This window comes from Niastella koreensis GR20-10, from assembly GCF_000246855.1.
Lineage (GTDB): Bacteria > Bacteroidota > Bacteroidia > Chitinophagales > Chitinophagaceae > Niastella > Niastella koreensis.
On record NC_016609.1, the window covers coordinates 6,193,791 to 6,220,432 of the forward strand.

The following is a 26,642-nucleotide window of genomic DNA, read 5'->3' on the forward strand; positions in this document are numbered from 1 at the left end:
CGAACGCTATCAACGCTATCAACGCTATCAACTTATTGAATCACCGTCACATCAAAATTAATAGTCCCCAACGTGCTCGTGCTTAATACCCCTTGCGAACAGACAAAACCAATCGTAATGGTATTGGCTGAGCTCACATAGGAATAGGCAATGGCTACTGCTGTTGGTAACTGACTGCGCGGGTTTAATATTACGGAGGCTCCGGTAGTGGCGCCGCTTACGGTTGCTGTAATTACTTTTGTTGTACCCAGGCCAAAAGCACCATTGTCGGTGATGCTGAAGGTGGTTTTGATCATATTGCTCAGCGCTGTTCCCGAACTGCCTAATTTATACGTACCCGCTACATCGAGGGTTGCAGCCGGTGTTGTAGTATTGATGCCTACTTTACCGTTACCATCTATGCGTACCCGCTCGTTGGCAGTGGCGGTACCTCCGGTGAAAAAGCGCAGGTTTTTGGCAGATGTGCTGTTCCCAATTACAAAATCATTCCCGGTACTGTACAGGTAGGCGTTATCGGCGCCGCCCAGCATACCACTGGTTGTGTATTGACTGGAGTTTATACCCATATCAATAAAGTTAGCCGTTTCGGAACCGTTATCTGCCGTGGCCACCACATCGGAACTGGCTCCGGTACCGCTTGACCGGTTCTGAATATTTAATTGCAGGTAGTTGTTGATAGCGCCTTTTCCACTGATCACATTGAAGGATGAAGTAGCTCCGGCATCTACCAGTAATTTCTCCGGATTCGATGCATCAAAAGAAGAAGTACCAACAGCTATACTTCCCGTTTCATCTACCATATCCATCACCGTACCCGATGCATTGCGCCACTCGGTTAAATTGGCCGATTGCGTAGCAGAGTTGGCCTGGATAGCCAACGGCACGCTGGCATCGCGTTGCGCCGGAATCAGCACCCCGGTATTCAACGTAGTAAAGGAAGATAAAGCAGGAAAGCTGCTGGACTGGCGATCGCCCATTAAAACGGTTGTCCAGTAAGAACCCATTTGCAGGTTACGCCCGCCACCACCCTGCCAAAAGATATCGCCACCATCGCCGCCGATGCGAAAATCGCCAGCGCCGGCGGTATTGGTAAAAAGCAAAGCAGACAAGGTACCGGTACGGCGGATCTCAAAGGTGTCTTTTACCACCAGCGGGTTGGTTGCGTTGGTAACCCCAATACCTACCCTGCCATAGCCATCGATCCGCATCCGTTCGTTGGCAGCGTTGCTTCCGCCGGTAAAGAAAATTAAATTCTTATTGCCGGTTTGATTACCTATTACAAAATCGTTACCGGCGCTGTACAGGTACGCATTGTTGGCGCCGCCTAATATGCCGGTACTGCCGTAGCTGCTTGAATTGATGCCCATATCAATAAAGTTGGTTGTTTCAGAACCATTATCGGCAGTAGCCACCACATCGGAACTGGCGGTATTGCCTGAGGAAAGGTTTTGAATATTCAACTGCAAATAATTATTGATGGCGCCTTTTGCATTGATAAGGTTAAAGGAGGATGTTGTTCCGGCATGCACCAGCAATTTCTCGGGATAAGTGCCATCGAATGTAGCCGTGCCAATGCCGACATTACCCGTACTGGAAATGCGCATCCGTTCGGTATTGTTGGTAATAAAAGGAAGATCATAATTATCAACCGTTCCGATTGTTTTTAAGGCGCCGACAGTATTTCCGCCCAACGCCCAGTTTGTGCCGGCGCCACCCGCCGTAATAACCCCGGTAGTACTATTATAGGTAATACCCGAACCGGCGCTGAACAGACCGCGCACTTTTTGATAGAAGTTGCTGATGTAGCCGGTGTCCATAGTCAATGCCCCCGTATTGCCATTCAACGTCGTAACACCGCCATTGCTGATAACGCCGGTAGTGTTGTTATACGAAATACCGGTACCGGCGGAAAGCCTGCTACGAACTTTAAGGTAGAAATTGGAAATATTCGTTGTATCTATCGATGAGAGTTTGTTGTTAAATGTATTCCAGTCGGTACTGCTGAGGTAACCATTTGTTGAAGTAGTGGCCTGCGTAATACCGATTTGTCCATTGCTAAGGGTAATGGGTGCAACTGCGCTGAACAGGCCGCGTACTTTCTGATAAAAGTTAGGGATATAACCGGTATCCATGGTAAGCGCGCCGGTGTTACCATTTAAAGAGGTTACACCGGCGTTGCTTATTACCCCCGTAACGTTGTTATAATTTATTCCGGTTCCGCCGCTGAGCTCGTTCCTTACTTTCAAATAGAAATTAGGAATGTTGGTGGTATCGATAGAGGTGGTGGAAGCAAGCGCCTGCCAGGCGCCGCTGGCCCGCAGCAACAGACGTTTGGCCGGTGTAAAATATACGACCATGCCGTCGGGCGGATTCAACGTATTGATCAGCGCCGTATCTGCTATGCGGGTAAACAACAAGCCCTGGTTGGTGGATTGCAATTCCAGCACGGCAGATTTTATGTTTGCCGTGGAACTGATCCCCAATCGTAACTGCTGTGTAAAGCCTTCCGTGGTGCACAATGCTACTATGAGCATTGCCATCCACCATTTATAGATACGCATATACCTGCTTTAAGCGGTTGCGGTTGCCGGTTGTTATTTCTTGATGATGTACCAGTCGGTACCGTCTGTTTGCAGGGTTACATATGTCCAGTCGTTGTAAATAACATATGAACTACCGCCATCGATGGTTCCTGAAGTGGGTGTAATGGTCAATTCCTTGTCAATACCGCCGCTGCCTACCTTTTTGATAGTATAAATGCGGCCGGCAATATTGGTGGGAGAAGGCAAGGTAATAGTAAAGGCCGCCGTAGTGGTATTGGCGAGGATGGTATTATCGGTGGCCGATGCCGTGTAGGTGGTATTGACCGATTTAATAGCCATGGATATAGAACCGGCTACCTGCACCGTAGAGTTGGCATTACCGGTAGTACCTGCCAAAAAAGTTTTGGCAGCAGCTACACTGTCCTGGAAAGTTTTGCTGCCCCCAAAGGTTTGCGCGGCAGTAGTTACTACCCCCCGGGCGGCCGTACCGGCATCGGGCACATTTAAATAAATGCTGTCTGCGCCATTGGCCACAACGGCCAGGTCGGCGCCGGTGTTCCTGAAGGCTACCACCTGGGCAGTATCGATATTTCCATTAATCCGGCGGATGGCATTACCAAAAGCTGCATCACTTACTTTACGTTTTGACACCAGGCCATTTGAAATTACCAGCACAGAATCGGCGCTTGCATTATTAGTTACCGTATTCAGGTTTAAGGTTCCACCTACAGTTACGCTATCCCGGAAAGTTTTGCTGCCGCCAAAGGTTTGAGCTCCTGCGGTTACGATACCGGGATTGGTGGCATCGGCCGGATGCAGAATGATCTTACGCGAAGTGCTGTCGGTTACAATGGTAGCGCCATTTACATCCGATGAAGCGGCTACGGCGCCAATGGTGATGGTTTGTATCCCACTCTGGATCTTATCCCAGTCGGCATGCGTTAAAAACCCGTATGGCCTGCTGGCCGACGTGCCATCCTGTACGGGCAGGTAAATGGCAATTGTACTGTCGGAAGAACGGCTGTCTACTTTTACCGAATCTTCTGAAGTGCTGGCCTGAGCAGTTATTGACAAGGTTTGTTTTTGAATGCCGTTGATGGCTTTGATGGCATTGGTAAAGGCGCTGGACGACATGGTTCTTTTATATACAGACCCATCGGCAGCCAACACCAATACATCTACTTCGGTTGAACCGGCGGCCAGGTTTTCCAGCTTAACGGTTCCGTTTACATTTAAAGTAGCGGAGGGTGTAGTTGTTCCAATTCCAATGTTTCCGTTTGAACCGATGATCATGCGCGCCGCATTATCGGTTCTGATAGTAAAAGGTTTGCCATCTGTAGTACCAATAAAGCTGGTAGCAGAGTCGGTGCCGGCGTTACCGGTGAGCGACCAGTTGGCTGTTGCATCGGCCATGCTGGCTAACTTTTTCCAGGAGTTGTTGCTGCGGATACGCAAACTGTTGTCGGCAGTGAGATAAATGATCATCCCATCGGGTGGGTTCAGCGAATTGATAGCTGCCGTATCGGTTAACCGGGGTAACAGCAAACCCTGGCGGGTACTCTCCAGTTCGAGGATGGAGCTTTTTTGAATACTGGTAGGGTTGTCGCCAACCTTCAGCTGCGCGTTTGCCAGCATACCGGTACCCATAAGGGCAGCCAATAACAGGCTTTTTCGGTTCTTCAGGACATTAAGCAATTTCATACGTGGGGGGATTTTATTTTTCGCCAATTGTTTATATTACTATAAACAGCTAACCCCCTCGAAACCGTAAGTTAGCAATATGCTGTATTTAACTATTGATTAGTATCACCTGAATATAATAGGTAGTTCTTATTAGTGAAAATGCATAGGCTATACCGTGAGAGCCAATATCTTAATACTGATCAACTATATCTTTTTATGACAGCCATCAGGAAACTGGCCATGCCGGCGAGTGAGCAAAAAGTGCGGTCGGTATGATAGAACTGCCAGCGATCGCGGATGGCCTCCCAGCCTTGCGGCGGGTTCTCAGCGCTCCAGGTCTTTATCTGGTTGTCGATGGGAACTTCAATAAACAATGTTATAACCAATGCCACCGTAAACAGGATCAATGAAGACAACAACCAGTAGCAATGGGCTTTCTTTCTTCTGCCTGCCAGGAACAGCAATATAATAATACCTGCAATGCCCAGCGGCATCATGATGCTCATACCCAGGGCTACGTTCTGCATGATTTGTTTACCGATCACTACAAAGGTTTCCTCCGGCAAAGTATACATAGTTCTACTCAGTGAAAACCAGGTTCCCCAAAAAACACCGGTCACCAATACCAGTAACATACCGGTTATGAACAGTAATATCTTTCGTAGCATCTTAATGGTTGATTACCTATTAAAGATAATACTTTTATATGGCAACCGGAACGCTGAAGGCTTAACGCAGAACGCAGAACCGAATGCTGAACGCTGAACGCAAAAAGCGGAAAGCAAAATGCACAATATTTCCAATGCGTTATTATGCTGGTATGCTTTTGGGCAGAAATAGCACATCATGCAAAAAAACCGGCACACAATCTCAGGCAACAATGTTATTCACATTCTTACTATAGTGATATAAGAAGTACTAATTCAGAGATGCTTACACAACTACATGTGTACAGCAACGTTACCTTCCCCCTCCCTCCGCAGAAGATGTTGATATAATTTTCAGCCAGATCGCATTGCTATCTCGGAAAATTGTCTTAATTATGTTCTACATAATGTTTGACCGTCCTATCCACCAGTAAGGACTTCTGTTCAATGGCCTGTGGGCCGTTTTCTGTACCTATTCCCTACACCAGTATAGCCCGCTCTATTACTATACGTCAGTGAACCCGGTTTACTGAACCCTATACTTTTTTGCCTGTGCGGAAAACATGCCGCGGCAGGCAACGGGAATTCTTTTGCATTAAACACTTATTCTTTTAACCATTTAAATCAAACATGATGAGTACACGACGACTACTAACTGGCTTATTTCTTATCCTATTATTCAGGGTAGAAGTCATGGCACAAACAGACAATTACAAAGCCTGGTTTGCCGAAGCGTATCAACAGTACCCTAACATTCCGCAAGGCGTATTGGAATCGACTGCCTGGTCGGCCTCGCGGTTGAACAACATGAATCCGCAGGCGCCAGGCAGTAATGAAGTGACTATGCCCTTGCGCTTTGGCATTTTTGGTCTGGTGGAAGATGGCAAAGGTTATTTCAAAAACAACCTGCTTACCGTAACCGCCTTAAGCGGTATTACGACCGAACAATTTAAGAACGATGTACGCCTGCAAATTATGGCGGTGGCCAAATTCCTGAGTAAGGAAGCCAGCCAGCAACAGCCCGGCGTACGCCTTACCGCCGAAAGTTTTGCCCCGGTACTGGAAAAACTGGCCGAGATCCCCGACGATGGAACAGCAGTGAACACCTATGCGCATTCACTGTATACCTATGATGTGTACAACCATCTGAAAAAGGGTTTCAGTTCAGGCAAACTACAGCAATTACCCCGCTCTATACAATTGGACAGGATCTATGCCCCCACCCTGCTACGTACCCTGAGTGCGCCAGGCGTATCTGTTGATTATCTAAAGGGCAGAATAAAAGCCAATGGAATTATTTTACCAACAGTTAATAAACCAGCCAGCGGCAGCACTGCCCGGGTGGAGACTACCAATGATGCGGCAGCCGTGCAAAGCACCGACTACCCGCCTGCCCTGTGGGACCAGGCCAGCACCAGCAATTTCACCGTTGGCCGTGGCTCAGCCATCACCAATGTAGTGATACATACTTGCGAGGGTAGCTATGCCGGCACCATCAGCTGGTTCAACAATGCCAGCGCCCAGGTGAGCGCGCACTATGTGATCCGTTCTTCCGACGGACAGATCACCCAGATGGTGTTGGAGAAAGATAGAGCCTGGCATGTGCTAAGCGCCAACGATTATACCATCGGCATCGAGCACGAAGGCTATGTTGCCAGCGGCAATACCTGGTATACTAATGCTATGTACACCAGCTCGGCTGCACTGGTACGTGATATTTGCGCAGACCGAAATATAGATGGCACCACCTGTTTCCGTGGCCCTGCCACTTCCGGCACCAACTTTTTGCCAGTAACCGTTCGCATCAAAGGTCACCAGCATTACAGTGGCAACACACATACCGATCCAGGCATTTACTGGAACTGGTCGAAGTATGCAGACCTGATAAACCCACCAACCGCTGTTACGGTGGCTTCTTTTGCAGTAAAAGATCAAAGCACCGGTTTGGCCATTGCCAGCGCCGCGGTTATCATCACCAAGCCCGATGGCACTACCGCCAGTGCCACTACCAATGCCAGCGGCCAACTGATATACGGACTGGACAGTGGTAAGTATACATTCGCCTTTTCTAAGAGCGGCTATAAGAACATCAGCACCTTCTTTTATGGCGGACCCAATGACAGCGTTTATGCCGACATTAACCTGGACGTAGCCGGCACTGCAAGAATAGCTACCAATACTACTCCCCTGCTTACTGCCAATCCCAATCAAATGGTGTTGACCGGTTATGTGCGTGATGGCGAACAGAACAGCGCCCTGAGTGGTGCAATAGTAAGAGCAGGCAACCATACTGCCACCACCGATGGACGGGGTTTCTTTACGTTAACGGTTCCGTCCAATGCCATAACACCGGGACAAACACCGGCTACGATTTCAATACAGTCAAATAAAGCAGGCTACATCACCCACAGCATTCAGCATTTCTATGCTATCCCCGATACGTACGAAATGCAGATTGCTTTAACGCCCACCACCTCATTCACCTCCACACCTTTACCTGGTTTGGAAGAACTGGTGGTACGCCATCATGGGTTGTTTGATAAAACGCTGGCTGAACAAATTGCGTTTACCGGCAGCCATGCCCAACCAATTGCAGGTGCGCGTCAGGAATCAACTGTGGTTGCAGCAGCCGCGCTTGCTGTGCCTGCGGTTATTCGCGTAGCCACCAGTTGCGCCTGTACGGCCTGTACCAATCCACATGTGCAGGTGATGAGCCTGGAATCGTATGTACAAACGGGCGTGGATGATGAATGGGTGAGCAGTTGGAATGCCGCCTCCCTGCAGGCAGGTACCGTGGCTTATCGCAGCCGTGGGGCGTGGTTTGTGCAGAACCCAATTGCCAATAATTATGATATCTCCGCAGCGGCCTGTCACCAGACCTGGCAAACCGATCGCGCTACCAGTGTAAAGAATGCCGCGATTGCCACCGCAGGAATTGTATTAGTTAAGAATGGCGCTATCTACAAAGCTGAATACTGCGCAGAATCAAACAACGCGGGTTGCGGCGATGGGTTTAGCGGAACCGGCACAGACTATCCCTGTATTTCAGATGCACGTTGTGTGGGTAGAACTAAAAGCGGCGCAGGGCGCGGTATGTGTCAATGGGGCAGCAGCTTCTGGGGTACCGATCAAAATTATACCTGGATCCTGAATCACTATTACAATCCGGACAGTGCGGCTATTCAAACCGCTGCCGGCACCCTGGTTAGCTCCAATACCACCGACAGTAAGACCACGGATGACCATACGCTTACCATAGCGCCTAACCCGGTTACCGGCGGTACTATCACCGTTGAGTATACGTTGGCCGATGTATCGCAACCAGCCAGCATTGTACTCTCCGACAACTTCGGACAAAGCGCCCAGCAACGGAATGTGGTGTTGCAACAAGGTATTAATAGAATATCAGTTAATACCAACAGGCTGAAAGCAGGGATCTATAATGTATCCATACGACTGGTTAATGGTAAGACTATTAGTAAGAAGATATTGATTGTGAAGTAGTGAGTGGTGAGTGGGTTCACTAATTATGAGCACTCCGCCAGGTACTCAGATTTCTGGCGGGGTGTTTAAATCAAATAGTCATTAAACAGTATACTATGATTAAATCTATATTGACGGTAGTACTGGGATTGATATCGTTTTCTTACGTATCCGCCCAGTCAACCACTATTACGTTTATAGTAAAAGATCAGAATACGGGATTTGCAGTGCCGGGGGCGGTGGTACAGGTAACAGCGCCCAATGGAAGCACCAATATTTTAACTGCAGCGGCCAATGGCAAACTGGTATATGCTGCGGTAAATGGCCGGTACAATTTTTCCATTGCATCCAATGGATATAAACCATTAGCCACTTATTTTTCTTCCGGAACCGAAACTACCATAGAGGCCCGTATTAACCTGGAACCGGTTGATAACAATGTCCGCCTGCAGCAACAATCACTACGGGCAAACGTACAGCAAACAGTAGTAAATGGTTATGTTCGGGATGATACAGGCAATAATCCCCTGGCTGGTGTACAGGTAAGCAGCGGCAATGCCACTACCACTACTGATGGTAATGGGTACTTTTCATTGGTGGTTGGTAATACAGCGCCTGTCTTGTTACCAGGCAGTACACCAGAAAAAACTACGATCAGTTTTACAAAGAATGGGTATACCTCCTACACTGTTCAGAATTTTTATGTAATCCCCGATTCGTATACGATGAAGATCGCGTTGACGACGGTAAGCGGCGCCCGGTTACAAACAGCGGCGCCTGCGGTTGAGCAATCTCTCCATGGAATGTTTGACAGAACAGCGGCCGATGAACAACAACGCTCCGCTGTTTCATCGGCACCAACCGCAAGAGTGGAAACAACCCTCGCTGCCACCGTACCAACAAGTATCCGCGTGGGCACCAGTTGTTCCTGTACTTCCTGCAGTTCGGTGGAGGTAATGAGCCTGGAAGCCTATGCAGGCACCGGGTTGGATGATGAATGGATAGCCAGTTGGGGCGCCGCCTCCCTGCGGGCCGGCGCGGTTGCTTATCGTACCTATGGCGCGTGGTATGTGCTGCATCCCGTTGCCAGCAGTTTTGATATTGCCAGCACTACCTGTAACCAGGTTTGGCAAAGCGATCAATCAACGTCCTGTATCAATGCCGCCAGCGCTACGGCCGGGATTGTGCTGGTTAAAAGCGGCGCCATCTTCCGGGCGGAATACGCTGCAGAAAATAACAACGCTGGTTGCGGTGATGGCTATAGCGGTACCGGTTCGGCCTGGCCCTGTATTTCCGACACCCGCTGCGCGGGTTATGCCAAGAACGGACATGGCCGTGGCATGTGTCAATGGGGCAGCAGCCGCTGGGCAAGTGATAAAGACTATACCTGGATCCTGAATCACTATTACAATCCCGGCAGTGTGTTCATTCAACTGCCGCCTACACCGGCGCTTACTGTTGCTTCGTTTTCGGTGAAAGATCAAAGTACCGGTCTGGCCATTGCCAGTGCCGCGGTTACCATCACCAAACCCGATGGTACTACCAGCAGCACTACTACCAATGCCAGCGGACAACTGGTTTACCGTCTCGATAGCGGGAAGTATACGTTCGCTTTTTCAAAGAGTGGTTATAAGAACCTCAGCACCTTCTTTACTGGCGGTCCTGATGACAGCGTGTATGCAGATATTAACCTGGATGTGGCCAGTACTGCAAGGGTAGCTACAAACACGGCGCCCCTGCTTACTGCCAATTCCAATCAAATGGTATTGACAGGTTATGTGCGTGATGCATCATTGAACAGCGCGTTGAGTGGTGTTCAGGTGCAAGCCGGAAACTATACGGCTACTACGAATGCCAGCGGTTTCTTTTCATTAACCATTCCAACCAACGCCATTTCACCAGGGCAAACACCTGCGACAATTTCCATACAATCAACAAAGGCTGGTTATATCACCCACCACATTCAGCATTTCTATGCTATTCCAGACAGCTATGACATGCAGATTGCGTTGACCGCCACCAACATAAAGCGCACAGCTTTAACAGATGAGCTGGTGATCCGCCGCCATGGGTTGTTTGATAAAACAACAGCGGAACAAATAGCATTTGCCGATAATAATGAGAATACGGCCCGGCAAGCATCCACAGTAAGCACAGCTGCATTGGCAGTGCCCACGGTTATTCGCGTAGCAACCAGTTGCGCCTGTACGGCCTGTACCAATCCGCATGTACAGGTGATGAGCCTGGAATCCTATGTGCAAACGGGCGTGGATGATGAATGGGTAAGCAGCTGGAATGCCGCCTCCCTGCAGGCAGGTACCGTAGCATATCGCAGCCGTGGGGCGTGGTTTGTGCAGAACCCGGTAGCCGGTAATTATGATATCTCCGCTGCTGCCTGTCACCAGACCTGGCAAACCGATCGCGCTACCAGTGTAAAGAATGCCGCGATTGCCACCGCAGGAATCGTATTAGTTAAGAATGGCGCTATCTATAAAGCTGAGTACTGCGCAGAATCAAACAACGCGGGTTGTGGCGATGGGTTTAGCGGAACCGGCACAGACTATCCCTGTATTTCAGATGCACGTTGTGTGGGCAGAATTAAAAGCGGCGCAGGGCGCGGTATGTGTCAATGGGGCAGTAGTTTCTGGGGTACCGATCAAACCTATACCTGGATATTGAACCATTATTACAATCCCGACAGCGCGGCCATTCCAGCCACCATCACGGCAGTTACCAACGACAACAAGATCGCTGACGACCGTACGCTTACCATAGCGCCCAACCCCGTTACCGGCAACACTATCACCATTGGATATACGCTCACCGGTTTATCGCAAGCAGCCAGCATCGTTCTTACCGACAATTTTGGCCAGAGCGCCCGGCAGCAGCATGTGGTATTGCAACAGGGCCTGAACCAAATTTCTGTCAGCACGAGTGGGTTGAAGGCGGGCGTGTATAATGTTACTGTTCGCCTGGCGAGTGGGAAAGGCATCAGTAAGAAGTTGGTAATAGTGAAATAGCAACCAAACAGATACTTTTTATAACTACAAACAATCATCTATGAAAAAAAGCACCGTAAGAAATCTGTCTTTTACCCTTTTAATCGCAGCAGGATTGCCATTATGGTAGGTCATGAACATAAAACTTTGAACTTAAAACATAAAACCAGGAACTGATTTAACGACCGTTGCAAGATGCTCTTCCGGGAAATTGGAAAGCTTTCACCAGTTCTTTCAACCGGTTTGTTTCAACAGTAGTTCTTTTCGTAATCAATTCAAACATTAAAACTAAGCAATGAAACAAACAAAACACCCGGAGTACAAACACACTAACCGGTTGCTGCGCCTGTTCACCATTATTACGATTATGGCCTTATCGGCCACCGCCTGTAAAAAAGGAGTCGCTGATAAAAACACCGGCCCCAATGATGCACGCATGGCGGTTACCGAAGCCACTCAAACCCATACTTACATCAAACTGTTCGATGGCGGTGCAGATGGCTATCACTCTTTCCGCATTCCTTCTATTGTTCGTACCAACGACAACACCCTGCTTGCCTTTGTAGAAGGACGCATGGCTGCCAACAAGGATTACGGCAATATTAACGTGGAGTACAAACGATCTGCCGACAATGGCATTACCTGGTCGGCTATGATGGAAGTAGTTGGGGCCGGACAAGGCACCTGGGGCAATCCCACGTCGGTGGTTGACCGCAGTACCGGCCGCATCTGGGTATTTATGAGCTGGAATTCCGCCACCAAGAACCAGGGCGGAACCGATGGCTATGAAAAAATAAATACCTGGGGCGATCGCAAAGTATATTACTCATACAGCGATGATGATGGCCTTACTTTCACCACGCCTGCCGATATGACCAGCACCCTGCTGCCGCCCGGTTACACCTGGGATGCCATGGGTCCCGGCGTTGGCATTCAAACTGCCAATGGCACGCTGGTTATTCCAGCCATCGGCAGAAATATCTACAGCACCGATCACGGCGCTACCTGGCACTATCAGCTGATACCCGGTGGCACCAGCGAAGGGGCAGTTGTTGAATTGAACGATGGCCGCCTGATGCGTAACGACCGTGCCACCAGCACTAGCTGGGCAACCGCCAAACGGCGCTGGGTTTCGCGCGGCACTATTACCGGCAGCTTCAGCGCTTTTGCTCCTGACGATACGCTGCTCGATCCGGCCTGCGAAGGTTCTATCGTTCGCTATACCGGTTCTCCCGATCGTATTATGGTGCTGAATTCGGCCAGTACCGAAACCCGTTGTAAGATGCGCGTGCGGATTAGTTATGATGGCGGCGTTACCTGGCCACTCAGCCGTAAGATCTATGACTGGCTAACTGATGATGAAGCTTTCTCGCAGGGAAAGGGTGGCTACAGCAGCATGGTAAAAACTGCTGATTATACCATTGGCGCGCTTATAGAGATCAATGAGAACACCGGTGATAGCGAGAACAGCCATCGCTCCATCGAGTTCCATAAATTCAATCTGCCCTGGATGACCAGTGGGGCAACTGAGCCAATTCCATAACAGTTCAGAGTTCCAAGTTTAGAGTTCCGGGTTTTATGTTTTAAGTTTAAAGTCAGAAGGTCGTCTACATGACGACCTTCCTTTAACACTCAACATTAAACATTAAAATTTATAGTGGTATTTGCACTTCAAGCCGGCAGCCAGCCATGGGTTTGGTATCGATGGTGAGGGTTCCGCCAAAAGTTTCGGCACGGTTACGAATATTTAACAGGCCGATGCCTCTTGTTTGCTGATCGGGATCAAAACCCTTTCCATTATCCAGGATCACCAGGGATAATGCATCATCACTCTTCTCGATGGCGATGCGTACATACCCGGCCTCGGCATAGCGCATGATATTATTGGTTTGTTCCTGGATGATGCGATATAACATCAACTGCACATCGTTCGTCAACTCAATTTCCAGTTCAGGGTCGCATTCAAAATCCACAACCACCGGCCGCACCAGTTGCATGTTCTTGATGATGTCCTCCACCGGATCTATAAACCCAACTTCCTTGATGATGGAAGAGTTCAGCGATTTGGAGATCTTCCGAATCTCCTGGATGGCCAGATTTATGTATTGGGACGTTTTATCCAGCAGGTTCTCCTGTTCATCGCCACTGCCTTTTGCTGTGCTTAACAGGATCATGGCCGATGACAGGATCTGGTTCACATTATCATGCAGTTCCTTTGAAATTTCATTGCGCTCATATTCCTGTCCGGCAATCATGGCCTGGTTAATGCGCAGGCGTTCTTTTTCTTTTTGCTGCTCCAGTTCGGCTTCCAGTTTTCTTTTTTCGGTAAGGTCCTGGATAGCGCCAATGGCCCGCACGGCAATTCCGTCTTTATAAATAATGTAGCCTTTATCGGCCAGGTACTTATAACTGCCGTCGGCACAGCGGAACTGGTACTCATCGTGCCAGTAATTATTTCTGGACATTAAACAGGCATTGATATGGGACATCACCCGCTGGCGATCGTCGATGTGAATCTTTTCGAGTAACCAGTACAGGTCATTCTCCATATCGTTCTGGGTATAGCCTGTTAACCGGCTGAATGGTTCGCTGCGGTAAATAGTACCCTTTTCAATATTCCAGTCCCAGATGTAATCTGAGGTGGCCTTGGTTGTATAATAAAAACGTTCGTTTACTTTCAGGATCTCTTCCTGCGCCCGTTTCTCTTCGGTGATATCTATTGATTGTCCGCCAATGAGGCGCTTGGGAGTGGAAGTTTGCAACAAAAATTTAAACACCAGGTATACGCCGGGCGTGCCATCCTGCCGCAAAGAGTTTTCGAGGGTGATCAATGGCTGACCGGAATCCAGCACGCGTTGGTTGTTGATCTTATACTGCTCCACCATGTCAACCGGCATCAGGTCGCGCATATTGGTATACAGATGGGTATCGTTCAACTTCCATACGCGTTTAAAAATATCATTCATGTAAATGACATAGCCATCTTCATCGATGATCCACGCCGGGCTGTGGGTATTGTTCATGAATGACTGAAACATGTATTCACTTTCAGACAATCTTGATTCGGCCTCCCTGCAGGCAGTAACATCATTTAAAGTAACAGCTACCAGTCCGGGTACAGATTCATGGAATTCTTCCAGCAAACTGGTACTGATGGATAACCAGGTGAGCCGGCCGTTGGCATTGTTAAAACCAAGCACCTGCTGTTTGATAACCTCCCCGGTGCGCAACGTGATTATACCCGGATACTCCTGAACGCTTACAGACGTACCATCTTCCCTGAAGGCTTTGCCGCCGATATCGGTCAGGTTCTTTCCAATTAACTGTTCATGGGTACAACCTATAATTTCACAGGCCTTATTATTGGCAGAAATGATGGTGCCCTGGTCGCCTTGTAACAGGATGACGCCTTCTTCCAGGGAGTTTAAAAGGGTTTTATACAGCACGCCGGGTCGGATCTCTTTTTTACGGTGAATAGTTGCTTGCAGGTCGCGCACGATGATCACTACATCGAGCAGATAATGTGTTCCTGGAAATTTATGGGTATAGCAGGAAATGCGGTAGGTTCTGTCATCGGGCGTCGCCACAAAAATATCTTCCACCTGTTCATCGAGGGCTATGGCCCTTTGCAGCTGGCTGTGCACTTCCTGGTGCCTGGGAAACATCCCGTTGAGGAAATCGACTATATTCTTTTTAGCAGGCCTGTCGGGTTGTTTAAACCACAGTTCTTCAGCTGTCACATTCCAGTGCACTAAATTAAAATGCCGGTCGGAAATAAATACGGCGTCCTGGCAATCGTTTAAAATGCTCTCCAGCCAGGGGGCCATCTCACGGTAATTGGTTGTAAAAGTTGGGTTCATAGGGCTCTCTCAAAATAAAATTAAGTAACCAGTTTGTTTGCGTACACGCATCTCAAATTGTGCCAATGATGTAACCACTTTACAATCAAACGCTAAACAAATCAGGCAGGGAACGTTCATTCCCACGGATAGAAAAACGTTCCCATATATTAGTATCTTATGTGGCCCCGAGGTATGTGCATAAATTTCTGTTTGTTACCAGATTACATAGTTTTACTTATTGCCATGTACATAAAAATCAACATCCTGTAGAATTGTATGAATCACGATTAATTGTGGTGTAAGCTTTTATGCGGGTTTTTGCCACTCCTCTTTTAGCATGGAATAAACATACAGATCAACAAACTCGTTGTTTACGAATTCGCCCTGCCTGATAATACCTTCTTTTTTAAAACCCAGCCTTTCAGGAATGGCCTGGCTTTTAAAATTGGCGGTGGCGGCCCGGATCTCTATGCGGTTCAACTGCAGGTGTGAAAACCCTTCATCGATGACGGCTTTGCAGCACCGGGTAATAATGCCCTTCCCCATCCATTCTTTGGTGAGCCAGTAGCCGATGGAGGCGCTTTTATTAACCAGGTCGATATTGTACAAGCCCAGTCTCCCTATCATTTCGTGATCCTGCATAATCACATACCCCATTTCGGAGTGATTGGCATAGCGTTGTTTTGAACTGCTGATGTATTTTCTGAAATCATCTACAGATCGCATCTGGTCAACCCAGGGCAGCCACTCCCGCAAATGCAGGCGGTTAACCATTACCAACTGATACAGCGTTTCGGCATGGTGATAGTCGATCAGCTCCATTGCAATTGTATTATCCACCTTTATTTTGATACTCATTCGTAATAGCATGTTAATGGATTTCAATTTACTGAATTATTGAACAAGACAAGCAGGGCAAAGGGCAAGAAAAATTCCTATTAACATCAATTACGGTAAATAAGAGGTCAAGAACTATTAACACATTTACGGCACACCAATATAAATTCGTAATGCATCCAGGGACATTCATTTCTTTCCCTGGCTGCTACTCCCCTACCCAGGTCCTGTACGCTAACGACTACTCACCGTAGCAATTGCAACATACAACCAAAACAACATAACATGCAACCAAAACTGCTAGGCATCATTGCATTTACAGCAACCCTGTTTTTTCACACCAGTACGTGGGCGCAAAACAAGCTGGTGCGGGGAAAGATACAGGATGAAAATGGCAGTCCCCTGTCCAAAGCATCTATTATGGTAAAGGGTTCCAAAGCCGGCATCAGCAGCGGCGACGATGGCAGTTTCGAGATCAATGTTCCTGCCAATGCCACGCTGGTTATCACCGCAATTGGTTATAACAAAAGCGAAGTAAAAACCGGCGCACAGGATTTTTTGACCATCCCGCTTTCGCCCGACGGGCGCGCATTGAATGAGGTAGTAGTAACGGCCCTGGGTGTTAAGCGCGAGAAAAGAAACCTCACTTTCAGTTCGCAGGAAATAAAGTCCGATGAACTGGTGCGCGCCAAAGAATCGAATGTACTGAACGCCATGACGGGCAAAGTGGCCGGCGTACAAATAACCAGTAGTACCGGGGCGCCCGGTTCCTCAAGCCGGATCGTAATACGGGGTGTAACATCTATCATTGGCAATAATGAAGCGCTGATTGTGGTGGATGGCATTCCCATCAACAATGCAGAAACAGGTGCGGTGAATAATGGCCCCGGCAGCAATCGCCTGCTCGATATTGATCCCGCCATTATTGAAAGTGTGAACGTACTGAAAGGCGCCGCCGCTACTGCCCTGTATGGTTCAGCCGGCGCCCGAGGCGTGGTAATGATCACTACTAAAACGGGCAGCGGTTCTAAAAAGCCCGCGATCACGGTGTCGCAGGACCTCTCTTTTGAAAGTGGCATTTTTGCCAAAGTACAGAACAAATACGCACAGGGCGATCGCAAAGACATAGGCGGCGTGATCTACGACAACCAGTATTATGATGGTGATGTTGACAAAGCAAGCAGTTCGTGGGGACCATTGATGGATACCTTACGGGTGAATGGCCAGCCGGTGCAGAAAAGGAATCAGTTAAAAGACTTTTTTCAAACCGGCGTTACGTCCACCAGCGCTATCAGTTTCTCCGGCTCCAACAGTCCGGGCTCCAGTTATTTTGCGTCTTATTCTTATCTCGATCAAAAAGGCATTGTGCCCACTTCTTATTTAAAGCGGCATGCGGTGTTCACCAAATTCACTACCAAACTCACTGATAAGATCACGGGTACGTTTCAATTCAATTATGCGAATAACCGCACCAATCGCGTGCCGGAGGGTTATAACCTGGAAAGCCCCATCTGGACAATTTATGCAGCGCCTATCTCCTGGAATCCCTTTCCCACCGTGAATGCGGACGGCACGCAGCGCGTGTACCGCTTCGGCCGCAACAATCCTTACTGGGTGCTGGATAATATTTACACCCATGGTACAGTGAACCGTTTTTTGCCAGTGATCACCTTAAATTATGGTATTACTGACTGGCTGAATATCACCGGGAGAATGGGCGCCGATATGTATACCGAACAGGTGAAATATTATGAGGCCCGCGGGTCTGTAGCCAATCCCAATGGCGTGATCGTTGACCGCACGAATACCTTTCGCCAGTACAACAATGATGTGATCGTAGATGCCCATAAACAGTTCAATAAATTCAATATACAACTGTTGTTGGGTAGCAATGTGCTTTCTACCTACACGCAAAATGTAGAAGGCCGCGGTGTAGGGCTATCGGTAACCGGGGGGTATGATAATGTAGCCAACGCTTCTACCCAAACCTATAGTGAGAAACATTACCTGGTGCGCAAGACAGGCTTTTATTCGCAGGCTAATCTCGATTACAACCATATTCTGAACCTGGCGCTAACAGGCAGGTATGATGGCAGTTCGGTGCTGGCCAAAAGCGATGCCTTCTACCCATATGGATCTGCGGCGGCCGGATTTGTTTTCTCCGAACTATTGGGACCCAAACTATCTTCCATCATCAACTTTGGTAAAGTACGGGTATCGTATGCCAGTGTTGGTAACGACAATGTAGACGCCTACTCCCTCACCACGCCTTACCTCAATGTAAGCAGCGCTAATAATAATACTATTGCGGGCATCTCCTTCCCCTTCCAGGAACAAAACGGGTTTCTGTTAAAGGATGTACTGGGTAATCCTTATCTGAAGAATGAACTGGTACGCGAATTTGAGACCGGCATTGAAATAAAGGCATGGAACAACCGCATTGGCGCCGAAGTATCGTGGTTCGACAAAAAAGTTCATGATGGGTTGATCCCCGTTACTATTTCGCCGGCAACCGGGTATAACCAAACCACCATCAACACCGCCCGGTTACAAACTAAGGGCATTGAAGTGTTGCTGAACGCCAACCCGGTACGGGCGGGCAAGTTTAACTGGGACTTTACCTTCAGCTTTACCAAACTCAATAATAAAGTACTGGCCCTGCACGATGATCTTACCCAGGTAAACGTTGGCTTTACCTATGCCTTTGTTGGCCAGCCGTATGGAGTTAAGTTCGGCACCCGCTATGCCCGTGACCCCAAAACCGGTCAATTATTGATCAATGCCAGCGGTCTTCCCTTTGCCGATCCCCAACAAGGCATTCTGGGTAATATTTCACCCGACTGGCTGGCAGGGCTCACCAATAACCTGAGTTATGGGCCCTTCAGCCTCAGTTTCTTTTTTGATATGAAGAAAGGCGGGGTTACCGAGAATAATGTAGATGGCTATGGTTATTTCTATGGAACACCTAAAGTAACAGAAAACCGCGGCATGCGTACGGTGCAAGGTATCAGCACAGTAGATGGTAAAGCCAATACGGTTCCGGTAAAAGGACAGGATTACTGGAGACAGGTATCGGGGATTGTGGAATCGGTGATCCAGGATGCTACTTATATCAAGCTGCGTAACGTAAGCATTGGTTATGTGCTGCCGGGCAAACTGGTGCAGAAAACACCACTCAAATCAGCCTCCTTAACACTTACAGGCAGAAATCTGTGGATCCACAGTCCGCATTTTACCGGTGGTGATCCTGAAACCAATTCATTTGGCTCCAGCAACGGATCGCTGGGCATTTATTCTTTTTCAACGCCAACCGCCCGCTCGGTGAATATCAGTCTGAAGATTGGCTTATAAACTTTTAAACAAGAATGCTATGCGCACTACAACATATATCATACTATTAGTTCTTTGTCTTACCACCGGATGTAAAAAATTTATTGATGTAAACAACGACCCCAATAATCCCACCACTGTACAGGAAGCTCTGATACTGGCGCCGGCTGAATTGAATTTATCAAGCGTGTTAACCGGCGGTGCTTATTTCAACTCAACAGGTTTTGCTGCTATTTTGGCGAACCATTATATGCAAAACATTGCGTTGAATCAGCCGGTACCCAACGAGGGCACTTACCAGTTGTTCAATGTTAACCTCGATGATTCGTGGAAGAGTATTTATGTGGTAGGCCTCAACAACCTGAAGGCCCTGCACGACAAAGCCGTTACCAATGGCAACTATAACTACTCCGGCATTGCCAATATCCTGAGCGCTTTTTGTTTGGGCATTGCTACCGATTACTGGGGCGATATTCCCTACTCAGAAGCCTTTAACGGCAGCACCAAATTGAAACCTGTATACGATTCGCAGGAAAACATTTATAAATCCATACAGCAATTGCTCGATGATGGCATTGCCGATATTAATAAAAGCGCCACCCTGAAACCTGGTAAAGATGATTATTACTATGGGGGCGATATGGACCAATGGAAACGGCTGGCTTATACTTTAAAGGCGCGGTATTACATGCACCTTACCAAAGCACCGGGTTATACCGCAGCAGGTGAGGCCACCCTGGCATTGACAGCTTTGCAAAACGGCATGCAAAGCAATGATGATGATATGAAGATGATTTACCCCGGCAGCGCCGGTTATGAAAATCCCTGGTACCTGAATTTTTTGTCTGTATCAACCATTGTATTGTCATCTGCCTGTGTGGATACGTTGGTTACGCGCAACGATCCGCGTCTGCCCAAACTGATAGCGAAAGCAAAAGCAACCGGGTTATACAATGGCCGGCCCATTGGTTCAATCAATATCAGCGGCAACCTGGATGTTTACTCGCTGGGCGGCCCGGCTGTGGGCGCGGCCAGTTCACCGGTGTATGTATTTAATTATTCCGAAGCGCTTTTTCTGGAAGCGGAGGCTACGTTGATAAAATCAGGTGTTGCTGCGGCGGAACCCATTTACCAGGATGCCATTAAATCGCACATGACTAAATTGGGTATTGCTACCGGTGATATAAATACCTATCTCACCAATCGCGGTACGTTAACAGCCACCAATGCTTTACAACGGATCATGGAGGAAAAGAAGATCGCCAACTTTTTATCGCCGGAAAACTTTAACGACTGGCGCCGGACGGGATTTCCCCTGTTGACAAAAGTGCCCAACGCCCTTTCGGAGATTCCCCGCCGGTTGTTGTACCCGCAAGTGGAACTTACCTCAAATCCACAGGCGATACAAACGGCTAAGCTGACGGACAGGGTTTGGTGGGATCAGTAAATGAGGGGCGGCGTGATAAATGTTAAACACGCTGCTGATCTTATACCATGGCTTTACAGGCGATAGATATGTTCATAATTATGAAGATCTGTCGCCTTTAAATTTTATCCTCGAATTTGATAGCGTAAGGCTCTTTAGTAAAGGCAAACCCGCCTTCAGCCATTCTCCAAATTCGTGTTTACTCTGTTCTAATTCATCGTCGGCCACGGTTGGCAATTCATTAATATTAACCGCACCCAATACATCACCACCCATGGGGTTGCAATCATTTTTTCCCAGTAGCCGCCATTCTTCCTCCAGCCAACTTTCAATTTCACTTTCATGCCTGAATGATTCGCCCAAAAGCATGTATTCCGGAAAATCTTTCGGTGCCAAGTTGGGATGCAGCCAGGCGGCAGCTTTATTAGAATTACCCGGCAATTCGGTGATCCTGCCATATTCGTATGGCAGCCACAGCGAACCCCTGGTTTTGGTAGTCATACAGGCAATAACATGTGTGCAATTGATCAATGCCATTTCGATAATGCAGGCTGTAACTAAAGGGAGCAATCGTTCCGGAATATTGGAACCTTCCAGTATTTTCAAGTCCGGATCAAGCACATCAACCCAATAAGCAAATTTTTTCTTATGAGCCAACTGCGCTATCCGCAAGGCATAATCCTGATCTCCCTGCCGATGCGATATAAATAAACGGGGACAATCATTTGCCAGCCGGGGAGTGAAAAGATTTCTTAAAAGGAAGAGCAGTAAATTAACAATCAGTTCCTCAGTAGACATGCCTTCAATGGCTAGGTTTACCCGATTATATAAATAGGAATTGTCGCGATTGACAACTTCCAAAAACTCTCTTATTGTCTGCTGCCTGATTTCCTGTTCTATTCCGCTTCTTTGAGGCTGTTCAGTGAATAACAAATTTAGTAACCGTGATATAAGCTGTCTCCAAACCCGGGCGCCTCTGATAACGTAGCCCTCAGAAACGGCTTCGGTATCAAAACGATTATTCAATTCCTGCTCTATATGCCGGTAGTAGAGGTAGTTTGACATACATCGTTACTTATAATCGGTTATCCGGATAATTTTGTATACAATGAAATATCGGCATAATGTCTTCACTAAAAAACCGTTAAATCACTGTTTTTTTGCCTGGCTAATTAAATCAAAAGACCATTCCGTTTAATCCAAAGGGCTTTTTATTACATGATTTGTTCAGATCGTTTAACGCTTTTGCGGAGGTATTCAATTACCGCTTTGTATTGCCGGGGAAGCCTGGCGTAACAGTGAAGCCGGCCCGACCTGGGTTGCCTGCGGTGATCCAGAAACGCTTTGTATTACCCAGGATTTAGAAGAGCCTTCCCACGCCGGATATGCAGGCCAAAGGCTTCACTCTCTGTTCTCAGTACCCCACTATATTCGCAGCCTGATATAAGTCATCAATATTTCTAAATAAGTCATCAATTTCGAACTTTGATGCGTAAGTAGCGAACTTTGACGCGTAAGTAACCAACCTTTTACTGTAGATCTTAAACTTTTGCGCCAATGTTTAAAAGTAAAGGCTCCAGGTCCGCTACTTGTGCTCTGAAGTTGTGCAAATAGCCTCAAATTCGCAACAAATGCCATAATGTTCAGCGTTAATGAGTCATAGTCAGTTGGAAATGCGGTATAATAAGCAACTTATGTCGAAAAGTTCGCAACAATGGCAGAAGTTCGCAACTTTTGCCCGAACGTTTACAATAAGATTAGAAAAATCAGTCATTCTATGGGAGAAGTATGGAATTTTTGCTGAAAAGTTCGCAACAACAATATTTGCACATACCTCTTCAAATCCCCCGATTTTTTCACTTGATCCGAAACCACGCCATGCCTTCGGCCTGGCTGTTTTGTTTTTCTGTCCGCTTACCCGGGCAAGCCCGCGACGCTGCCAGAAAAACAAAACCCGCCCCGATGTTATCGGGGCGGGTTTCTTGTTACCCGACCTGGATTCGAACCAAGACAAGCAGAACCAGAATCTGCGGTACTACCGTTATACTATCGGGCAATCACGCTTCTGTTATTGAGAAAGCTGACTGCAAAAGTAAAATTATTAGAGAACGTTACAAAATAAAAGGTGCGCTGAAAATGAACCTAAAATTTCAGGCTGTAAATATGCCTGATGATCTACACTTTTGGTCTGTCTACCCCGATTTCCGAGATCATATCGCAGGATTTCGTAAGTTGTAGCCTCAAATTTAAACGGCCGTCTTATTGAACGAACTGGAACTGATACAACAACTCCGGGCAGGAGACGAAGGGGCATTCAAATCATTGGTAGCAAACTATCAGGATCTGGTCTATAACACGGCGCTGGGAATTGTGCAAAATAGCGAGGATGCCGAAGATGTTGCCCAGGAAGTATTTATTCAGGTTTATCGCTCCATAGATCAATTTAAGGGGGACGCCCGGCTGTCTACCTGGATTTACCGCATTACCACCACCAAGGCTTTGGACCACATTCGCAGCCGCAAACGCAAAAAGCGTTTTGCCTTTATTACCAGTCTTTTTGGCCCCAATGATGAGCTGGTGCATGAACCGGTTGATTTTCAGCACCCCGGGGTTACTTTAGACCGGAAGGAACAGGCAGCCCTGCTGTTCCGGATGATTGAGCAATTGCCTGAAAATCAAAAAGTAGCATTTACTTTACATAAAACCGAGGAGCTGAGTTACCAGGAGATCGCTGATGTGATGCAATTATCGGTATCGGCCGTAGAGTCGCTGTTGTTCAGGGCCAGACAGAATTTGCGGAAACTGTTGGAAAAATATTATCAACAGAATAATCCACAAGACAAGTAAGCGGTTCGAAGGTTTTAAGATTTATTAGCGTCAAATGTATAAGTTTACATCGTAAATTACATTTATGTCAATCGATTCAAATAACAACCCCAGGATAGATGCGGTGCTGAATAGCCTGGATGGGATGCAGCGGGCCAAAGCGCCTGATTTCCTGTATACCCGCCTGCAAGGGAGGATGGAGAGGGAGTTTGACCAGGGTGGCCCCATAGGCCGCTGGTTGACAAAGCCTGTTTTGGCTTTAACGATTGCTGCAATCGTGCTTATTGCAAATGCTACTACTGTGTTAAAAATGTGGAAGCAGAACACGGCTTCCTCAACCATAAATACTGAATCAGGTCAGGTAGTGGCGGCTGAATACCCTGCAGGTGGTGTGTACCCTGTATATAATGAAAATTCACTGGAACCATGATGAAGCCCCCCCGTCAAAGATGGCTTTTGGTACTTGTAGCGATCTTATTATTGACCAATATTGCCACCCTTTCTATTTACTGGTTAAAAAAACCCGATCATGAAGGTGGACCTGGCCATGAACCCGGCAGCCGCGAAAAAAGAATGGGCCAGTTCATGGTAGATCAAATGAAATTTGACTCCAACCAGGAAGCGGCGTACTGGAAATTGCGCGATTCCATGATCGCTACCCAACGGCCGGTTATGGACAGTATGCGCGACGCCAAAAAAAGATTCTTCGATCTGTTGAATTATGTACCTGTTACTGATTCTTCCGGAACCGACTCTTCTGATTTATTAGCCCGCAGTAACCAAATTGCTGAATTGCAAAAAAGACTTGACCTGGCTACTTTCCGTCACTTCCAGAATGTTAGGGCCCTGTGCCATCCGGATCAATTACAAAAGTTTGATACGGTTATTAAAGAGATCGTAAACCGGATGACTCCTTTCAGAAGAATGACTAAGGATTCACTTGATAAAGGCAATAAGTGAGTAGTGAGTGGGTTCCTGATTTTTCAGACTTCTGCACTTTTTCGAGCCGGCTCTCAACACAGTATTCACAGCTTACCTTATCAAATCTCTCACTCTTATTAGTTTTGTGAACTTTCCTTTTTGCTGACTAATAGTACAGCAAAAACCAAAGATTAAAGCAGAGAGTAAAAAGAGTCTACCGACTAAATCCATTAAGCATCTTTTTGCTGATGGCCTCACACAAAAACATAATCTCCACTCTACCCAAAACCCACGAGGCACAAGGGTTCCAGCGCTTTAATTTACCACGAAAAGGGTATTCAATGTACTATATTTGGTTGTTACTTTGCTACTGATAGTAACAACCAAAAAATTGTTTTATGCGATCAACTCTTTTGCTGGCCAGCTTCGCCTGCCTGCTCACCAACGCCGCTCTGGCCCAGGATTGTAACGCCTTCTATTTTCTTCAAAAAAACAAGACCATTGAAATGAGCATCTACAATAAGAAGGGCGATGCCAGCGGCAAACAGGTATATTCAGTTTCGGATGTTACCAATAGCGGTGATAATATTACAGCCACCGTTAATTCAGAAATGTTTGATAAAAAGGGAAAGTCTATAGCCAAAGGTCATAGCCAGATCGTGTGCAACGGCGGCGTTATGATGATTGATATGACCATGCAATTGCCCCAGGCGCAACAGGAGCAATTTTCCAAAGCCGATGTAAAGGCTGACAAGATCTTCATAGAATACCCAAATAACATGAAGGAGGGTGATAAATTAAAAGATGCTACGCTGAGTATGGACATCGACAACGCCGGGATGAAGCAAAGCATCAACATGGTTACCAGCGATCGCACGGTGACAGGTAAAGAAAGTGTTACTACTACTGCCGGCACCTGGGACTGTTTTAAAATTACTTACAAAAGCAAGATCACTATAAAAACAATGGGCATTGGCATGCCCTTTAATATTGAAGGAACAGAATGGTTCGCACCCCGGTTCGGCATAGTAAAAACGGAAAGCAAAAATGGCGGTACAGCAATAACAGCCATCAAATAAGTAATATCCTCAGTACGGAAACCAGGTCCTCCCGTTCAGCCGGGGGGACATTTTTTTACCCCGGCCAACGCAAACGGCAAAGGGCAAAGGCTCCTTCGCGGCCTTCCTTTATCAACGCAATCAACTATGTCAACTCTATCAACCCTTCAATAACGCAACACACTTCTTTAACGACTCCTTCCACTCAGGAATGGCGATATTAAACGTTTGCCTGATCTTACTCGTATCCAGCAGGGAAAAAGATGGCCGTTTGGCCGGGGTGGGAAATTGTTTGGACGGAATGGGATTAACCGTGCAGGTGCTGCCGGTTAATTCTTTGATGCCAACGGCAAAATCAAACCAGCTGATGCGTCCCTGGTTGCTGTAGTGATACATGCCGGGATGCCAGTTTGCAGCAGAGGTATTTGTATTGGCAACGATCTGCATCATGCAGGCTGCCAGGTCGGCGGCATAGGTGGGGGCGCCTACCTGGTCGTTTACCACGCTGATAGCAGGGCGCTCCTGCATCAGCTTCATCATGGTTTTTACAAAGTTCTTTCCAAAGGAAGAATACACCCAGGCCGTTCTGATAATAACAGACTCGGGGTTTACTTCCCGGCAAAGCTGTTCACCTTTTAATTTGGTAACGCCATATACGTTCTCCGGCCCCGTAGGAGCGTCTTCTTTATACGGCGTTGGTGACTGGCCATTGAATACATAATCGGTTGAAATATGAATGAACCGGGTATTATAGTTTTTGCAGGCTGCAGCCAGTATTCGCACCCCTTCTGCATTTACAGCAAACGCCAATTCCTGCTCTGTTTCTGCTTTGTCAACTGCTGTATACGCCGCACAGTTTATGCAATATGCCGGGCGATGGGCAGCAAACATTTGTTGTACAACCTCCTCCTTATTGACAGGCATACTATCCGCATCGGTAAAAACAAAAGTAAATGCGGGATACGATGCGCTCAATACCCGTAACTCCTGTCCTACCTGTCCGTTGGCGCCTGTAACTAAAATAACTGGTTGCGACATAAACAACGA

Annotated in this window: 17 protein-coding genes; 10 read left to right on the forward strand and 7 right to left on the reverse strand. The window is 47.4% G+C overall.

Annotated elements, in window-relative coordinates; genetic code table 11:
* Window positions 1-32: 32 nt before the first annotated feature.
* The 3 genes from NIAKO_RS24585 to NIAKO_RS24595 all read right to left on the reverse strand — a co-directional run bounded on the left by NIAKO_RS24585 (window position 33) and on the right by NIAKO_RS24595 (window position 4,894).
* Window positions 33-2,561 (reverse strand): beta strand repeat-containing protein, encoded by a 2,529-nt coding sequence (locus tag NIAKO_RS24585; protein WP_041347251.1) that lies wholly within the window; start codon window positions 2,559-2,561, stop codon window positions 33-35.
* 33 nt (window positions 2,562-2,594) lie between these two features.
* A complete protein-coding gene (locus NIAKO_RS24590) occupies window positions 2,595-4,244 on the reverse strand; it encodes a hypothetical protein (RefSeq protein ID WP_014221159.1) in 1,650 nt (549 codons plus the stop codon).
* Window positions 4,245-4,426: 182 nt separating this feature from the next.
* Window positions 4,427-4,894, reverse strand: coding sequence for an anthrone oxygenase family protein (locus NIAKO_RS24595; protein WP_014221160.1), 468 nt, complete (start codon window positions 4,892-4,894; stop codon window positions 4,427-4,429).
* A 672-nt stretch (window positions 4,895-5,566) separates the two neighbouring features.
* On the opposite strand from NIAKO_RS24595, the gene NIAKO_RS37150 reads away from it, so the two are divergent.
* The 3 genes from NIAKO_RS37150 to NIAKO_RS24610 all read left to right on the forward strand — a co-directional run bounded on the left by NIAKO_RS37150 (window position 5,567) and on the right by NIAKO_RS24610 (window position 12,898).
* Window positions 5,567-8,377 carry an N-acetylmuramoyl-L-alanine amidase gene (locus NIAKO_RS37150; protein WP_049815603.1) on the forward strand — a complete coding sequence of 937 codons (2,811 nt, stop codon included), beginning with the start codon at window positions 5,567-5,569 and terminating at the stop codon, window positions 8,375-8,377.
* Window positions 8,378-8,472: 95 nt separating this feature from the next.
* Complete coding sequence (locus tag NIAKO_RS24605) at window positions 8,473-11,376, forward strand: carboxypeptidase regulatory-like domain-containing protein (RefSeq protein ID WP_014221162.1); 2,904 nt, start codon at window positions 8,473-8,475, stop codon at window positions 11,374-11,376.
* Window positions 11,377-11,650: 274 nt separating this feature from the next.
* Window positions 11,651-12,898: a sialidase family protein gene (locus tag NIAKO_RS24610; protein ID WP_014221163.1), complete on the forward strand. Its 1,248-nt coding sequence runs from the start codon at window positions 11,651-11,653 to the stop codon at window positions 12,896-12,898.
* A gap of 109 nt (window positions 12,899-13,007) precedes the next feature.
* Here NIAKO_RS24610 and NIAKO_RS24615 read toward each other — a convergent pair whose 3' ends face one another.
* On the reverse strand, window positions 13,008-15,215 hold the full coding sequence (locus NIAKO_RS24615; RefSeq protein ID WP_014221164.1) for a sensor histidine kinase: 2,208 nt from the start codon (window positions 15,213-15,215) through the stop codon (window positions 13,008-13,010).
* A 288-nt stretch (window positions 15,216-15,503) separates the two neighbouring features.
* Entirely contained in the window at window positions 15,504-16,055 is a 552-nt protein-coding gene (locus NIAKO_RS24620; RefSeq protein WP_041347253.1) for a GNAT family N-acetyltransferase, read from the reverse strand.
* Window positions 16,056-16,319: 264 nt separating this feature from the next.
* Between NIAKO_RS24620 and NIAKO_RS24625 the strand changes: the two genes are divergently transcribed.
* Window positions 16,320-19,385 carry a SusC/RagA family TonB-linked outer membrane protein gene (locus NIAKO_RS24625; RefSeq protein ID WP_014221166.1) on the forward strand — a complete coding sequence of 1,022 codons (3,066 nt, stop codon included), beginning with the start codon at window positions 16,320-16,322 and terminating at the stop codon, window positions 19,383-19,385.
* A 19-nt stretch (window positions 19,386-19,404) separates the two neighbouring features.
* Window positions 19,405-20,811: a SusD/RagB family nutrient-binding outer membrane lipoprotein gene (locus NIAKO_RS24630; RefSeq protein ID WP_014221167.1), complete on the forward strand. Its 1,407-nt coding sequence runs from the start codon at window positions 19,405-19,407 to the stop codon at window positions 20,809-20,811.
* A gap of 78 nt (window positions 20,812-20,889) precedes the next feature.
* Here the strand turns inward: NIAKO_RS24630 and NIAKO_RS24635 are convergent, their stop codons facing one another.
* Window positions 20,890-21,816 carry a toll/interleukin-1 receptor domain-containing protein gene (locus tag NIAKO_RS24635; RefSeq protein ID WP_133055359.1) on the reverse strand — a complete coding sequence of 309 codons (927 nt, stop codon included), beginning with the start codon at window positions 21,814-21,816 and terminating at the stop codon, window positions 20,890-20,892.
* A 668-nt stretch (window positions 21,817-22,484) separates the two neighbouring features.
* On the opposite strand from NIAKO_RS24635, the gene NIAKO_RS38710 reads away from it, so the two are divergent.
* From NIAKO_RS38710 to NIAKO_RS24665, 5 genes are all read left to right on the forward strand, one after another.
* A complete protein-coding gene (locus NIAKO_RS38710) occupies window positions 22,485-22,865 on the forward strand; it encodes a hypothetical protein (RefSeq protein WP_172642116.1) in 381 nt (126 codons plus the stop codon).
* Window positions 22,866-23,052: 187 nt separating this feature from the next.
* Entirely contained in the window at window positions 23,053-23,637 is a 585-nt protein-coding gene (locus NIAKO_RS24650) for an RNA polymerase sigma factor (protein ID WP_014221169.1), read from the forward strand.
* 64 nt (window positions 23,638-23,701) lie between these two features.
* Window positions 23,702-24,046 (forward strand): hypothetical protein, encoded by a 345-nt coding sequence (locus NIAKO_RS24655; protein WP_014221170.1) that lies wholly within the window; start codon window positions 23,702-23,704, stop codon window positions 24,044-24,046.
* Window positions 24,043-24,576 carry a hypothetical protein gene (locus NIAKO_RS24660; protein ID WP_014221171.1) on the forward strand — a complete coding sequence of 178 codons (534 nt, stop codon included), beginning with the start codon at window positions 24,043-24,045 and terminating at the stop codon, window positions 24,574-24,576. The genes NIAKO_RS24655 and NIAKO_RS24660 overlap by 4 nt, the downstream gene beginning before the upstream one ends.
* Window positions 24,577-24,935: 359 nt before the next feature.
* Window positions 24,936-25,616, forward strand: a complete 681-nt coding sequence (locus NIAKO_RS24665; protein ID WP_014221172.1) for a TapB family protein — start codon at window positions 24,936-24,938, stop codon at window positions 25,614-25,616.
* Between the two features lie 138 nt (window positions 25,617-25,754).
* Here the strand turns inward: NIAKO_RS24665 and rfbD are convergent, their stop codons facing one another.
* On the reverse strand, window positions 25,755-26,633 hold the full coding sequence (rfbD, locus tag NIAKO_RS24670) for a dTDP-4-dehydrorhamnose reductase (protein ID WP_014221173.1): 879 nt from the start codon (window positions 26,631-26,633) through the stop codon (window positions 25,755-25,757).
* Between the last annotated feature and the right edge of the window lie 9 nt (window positions 26,634-26,642).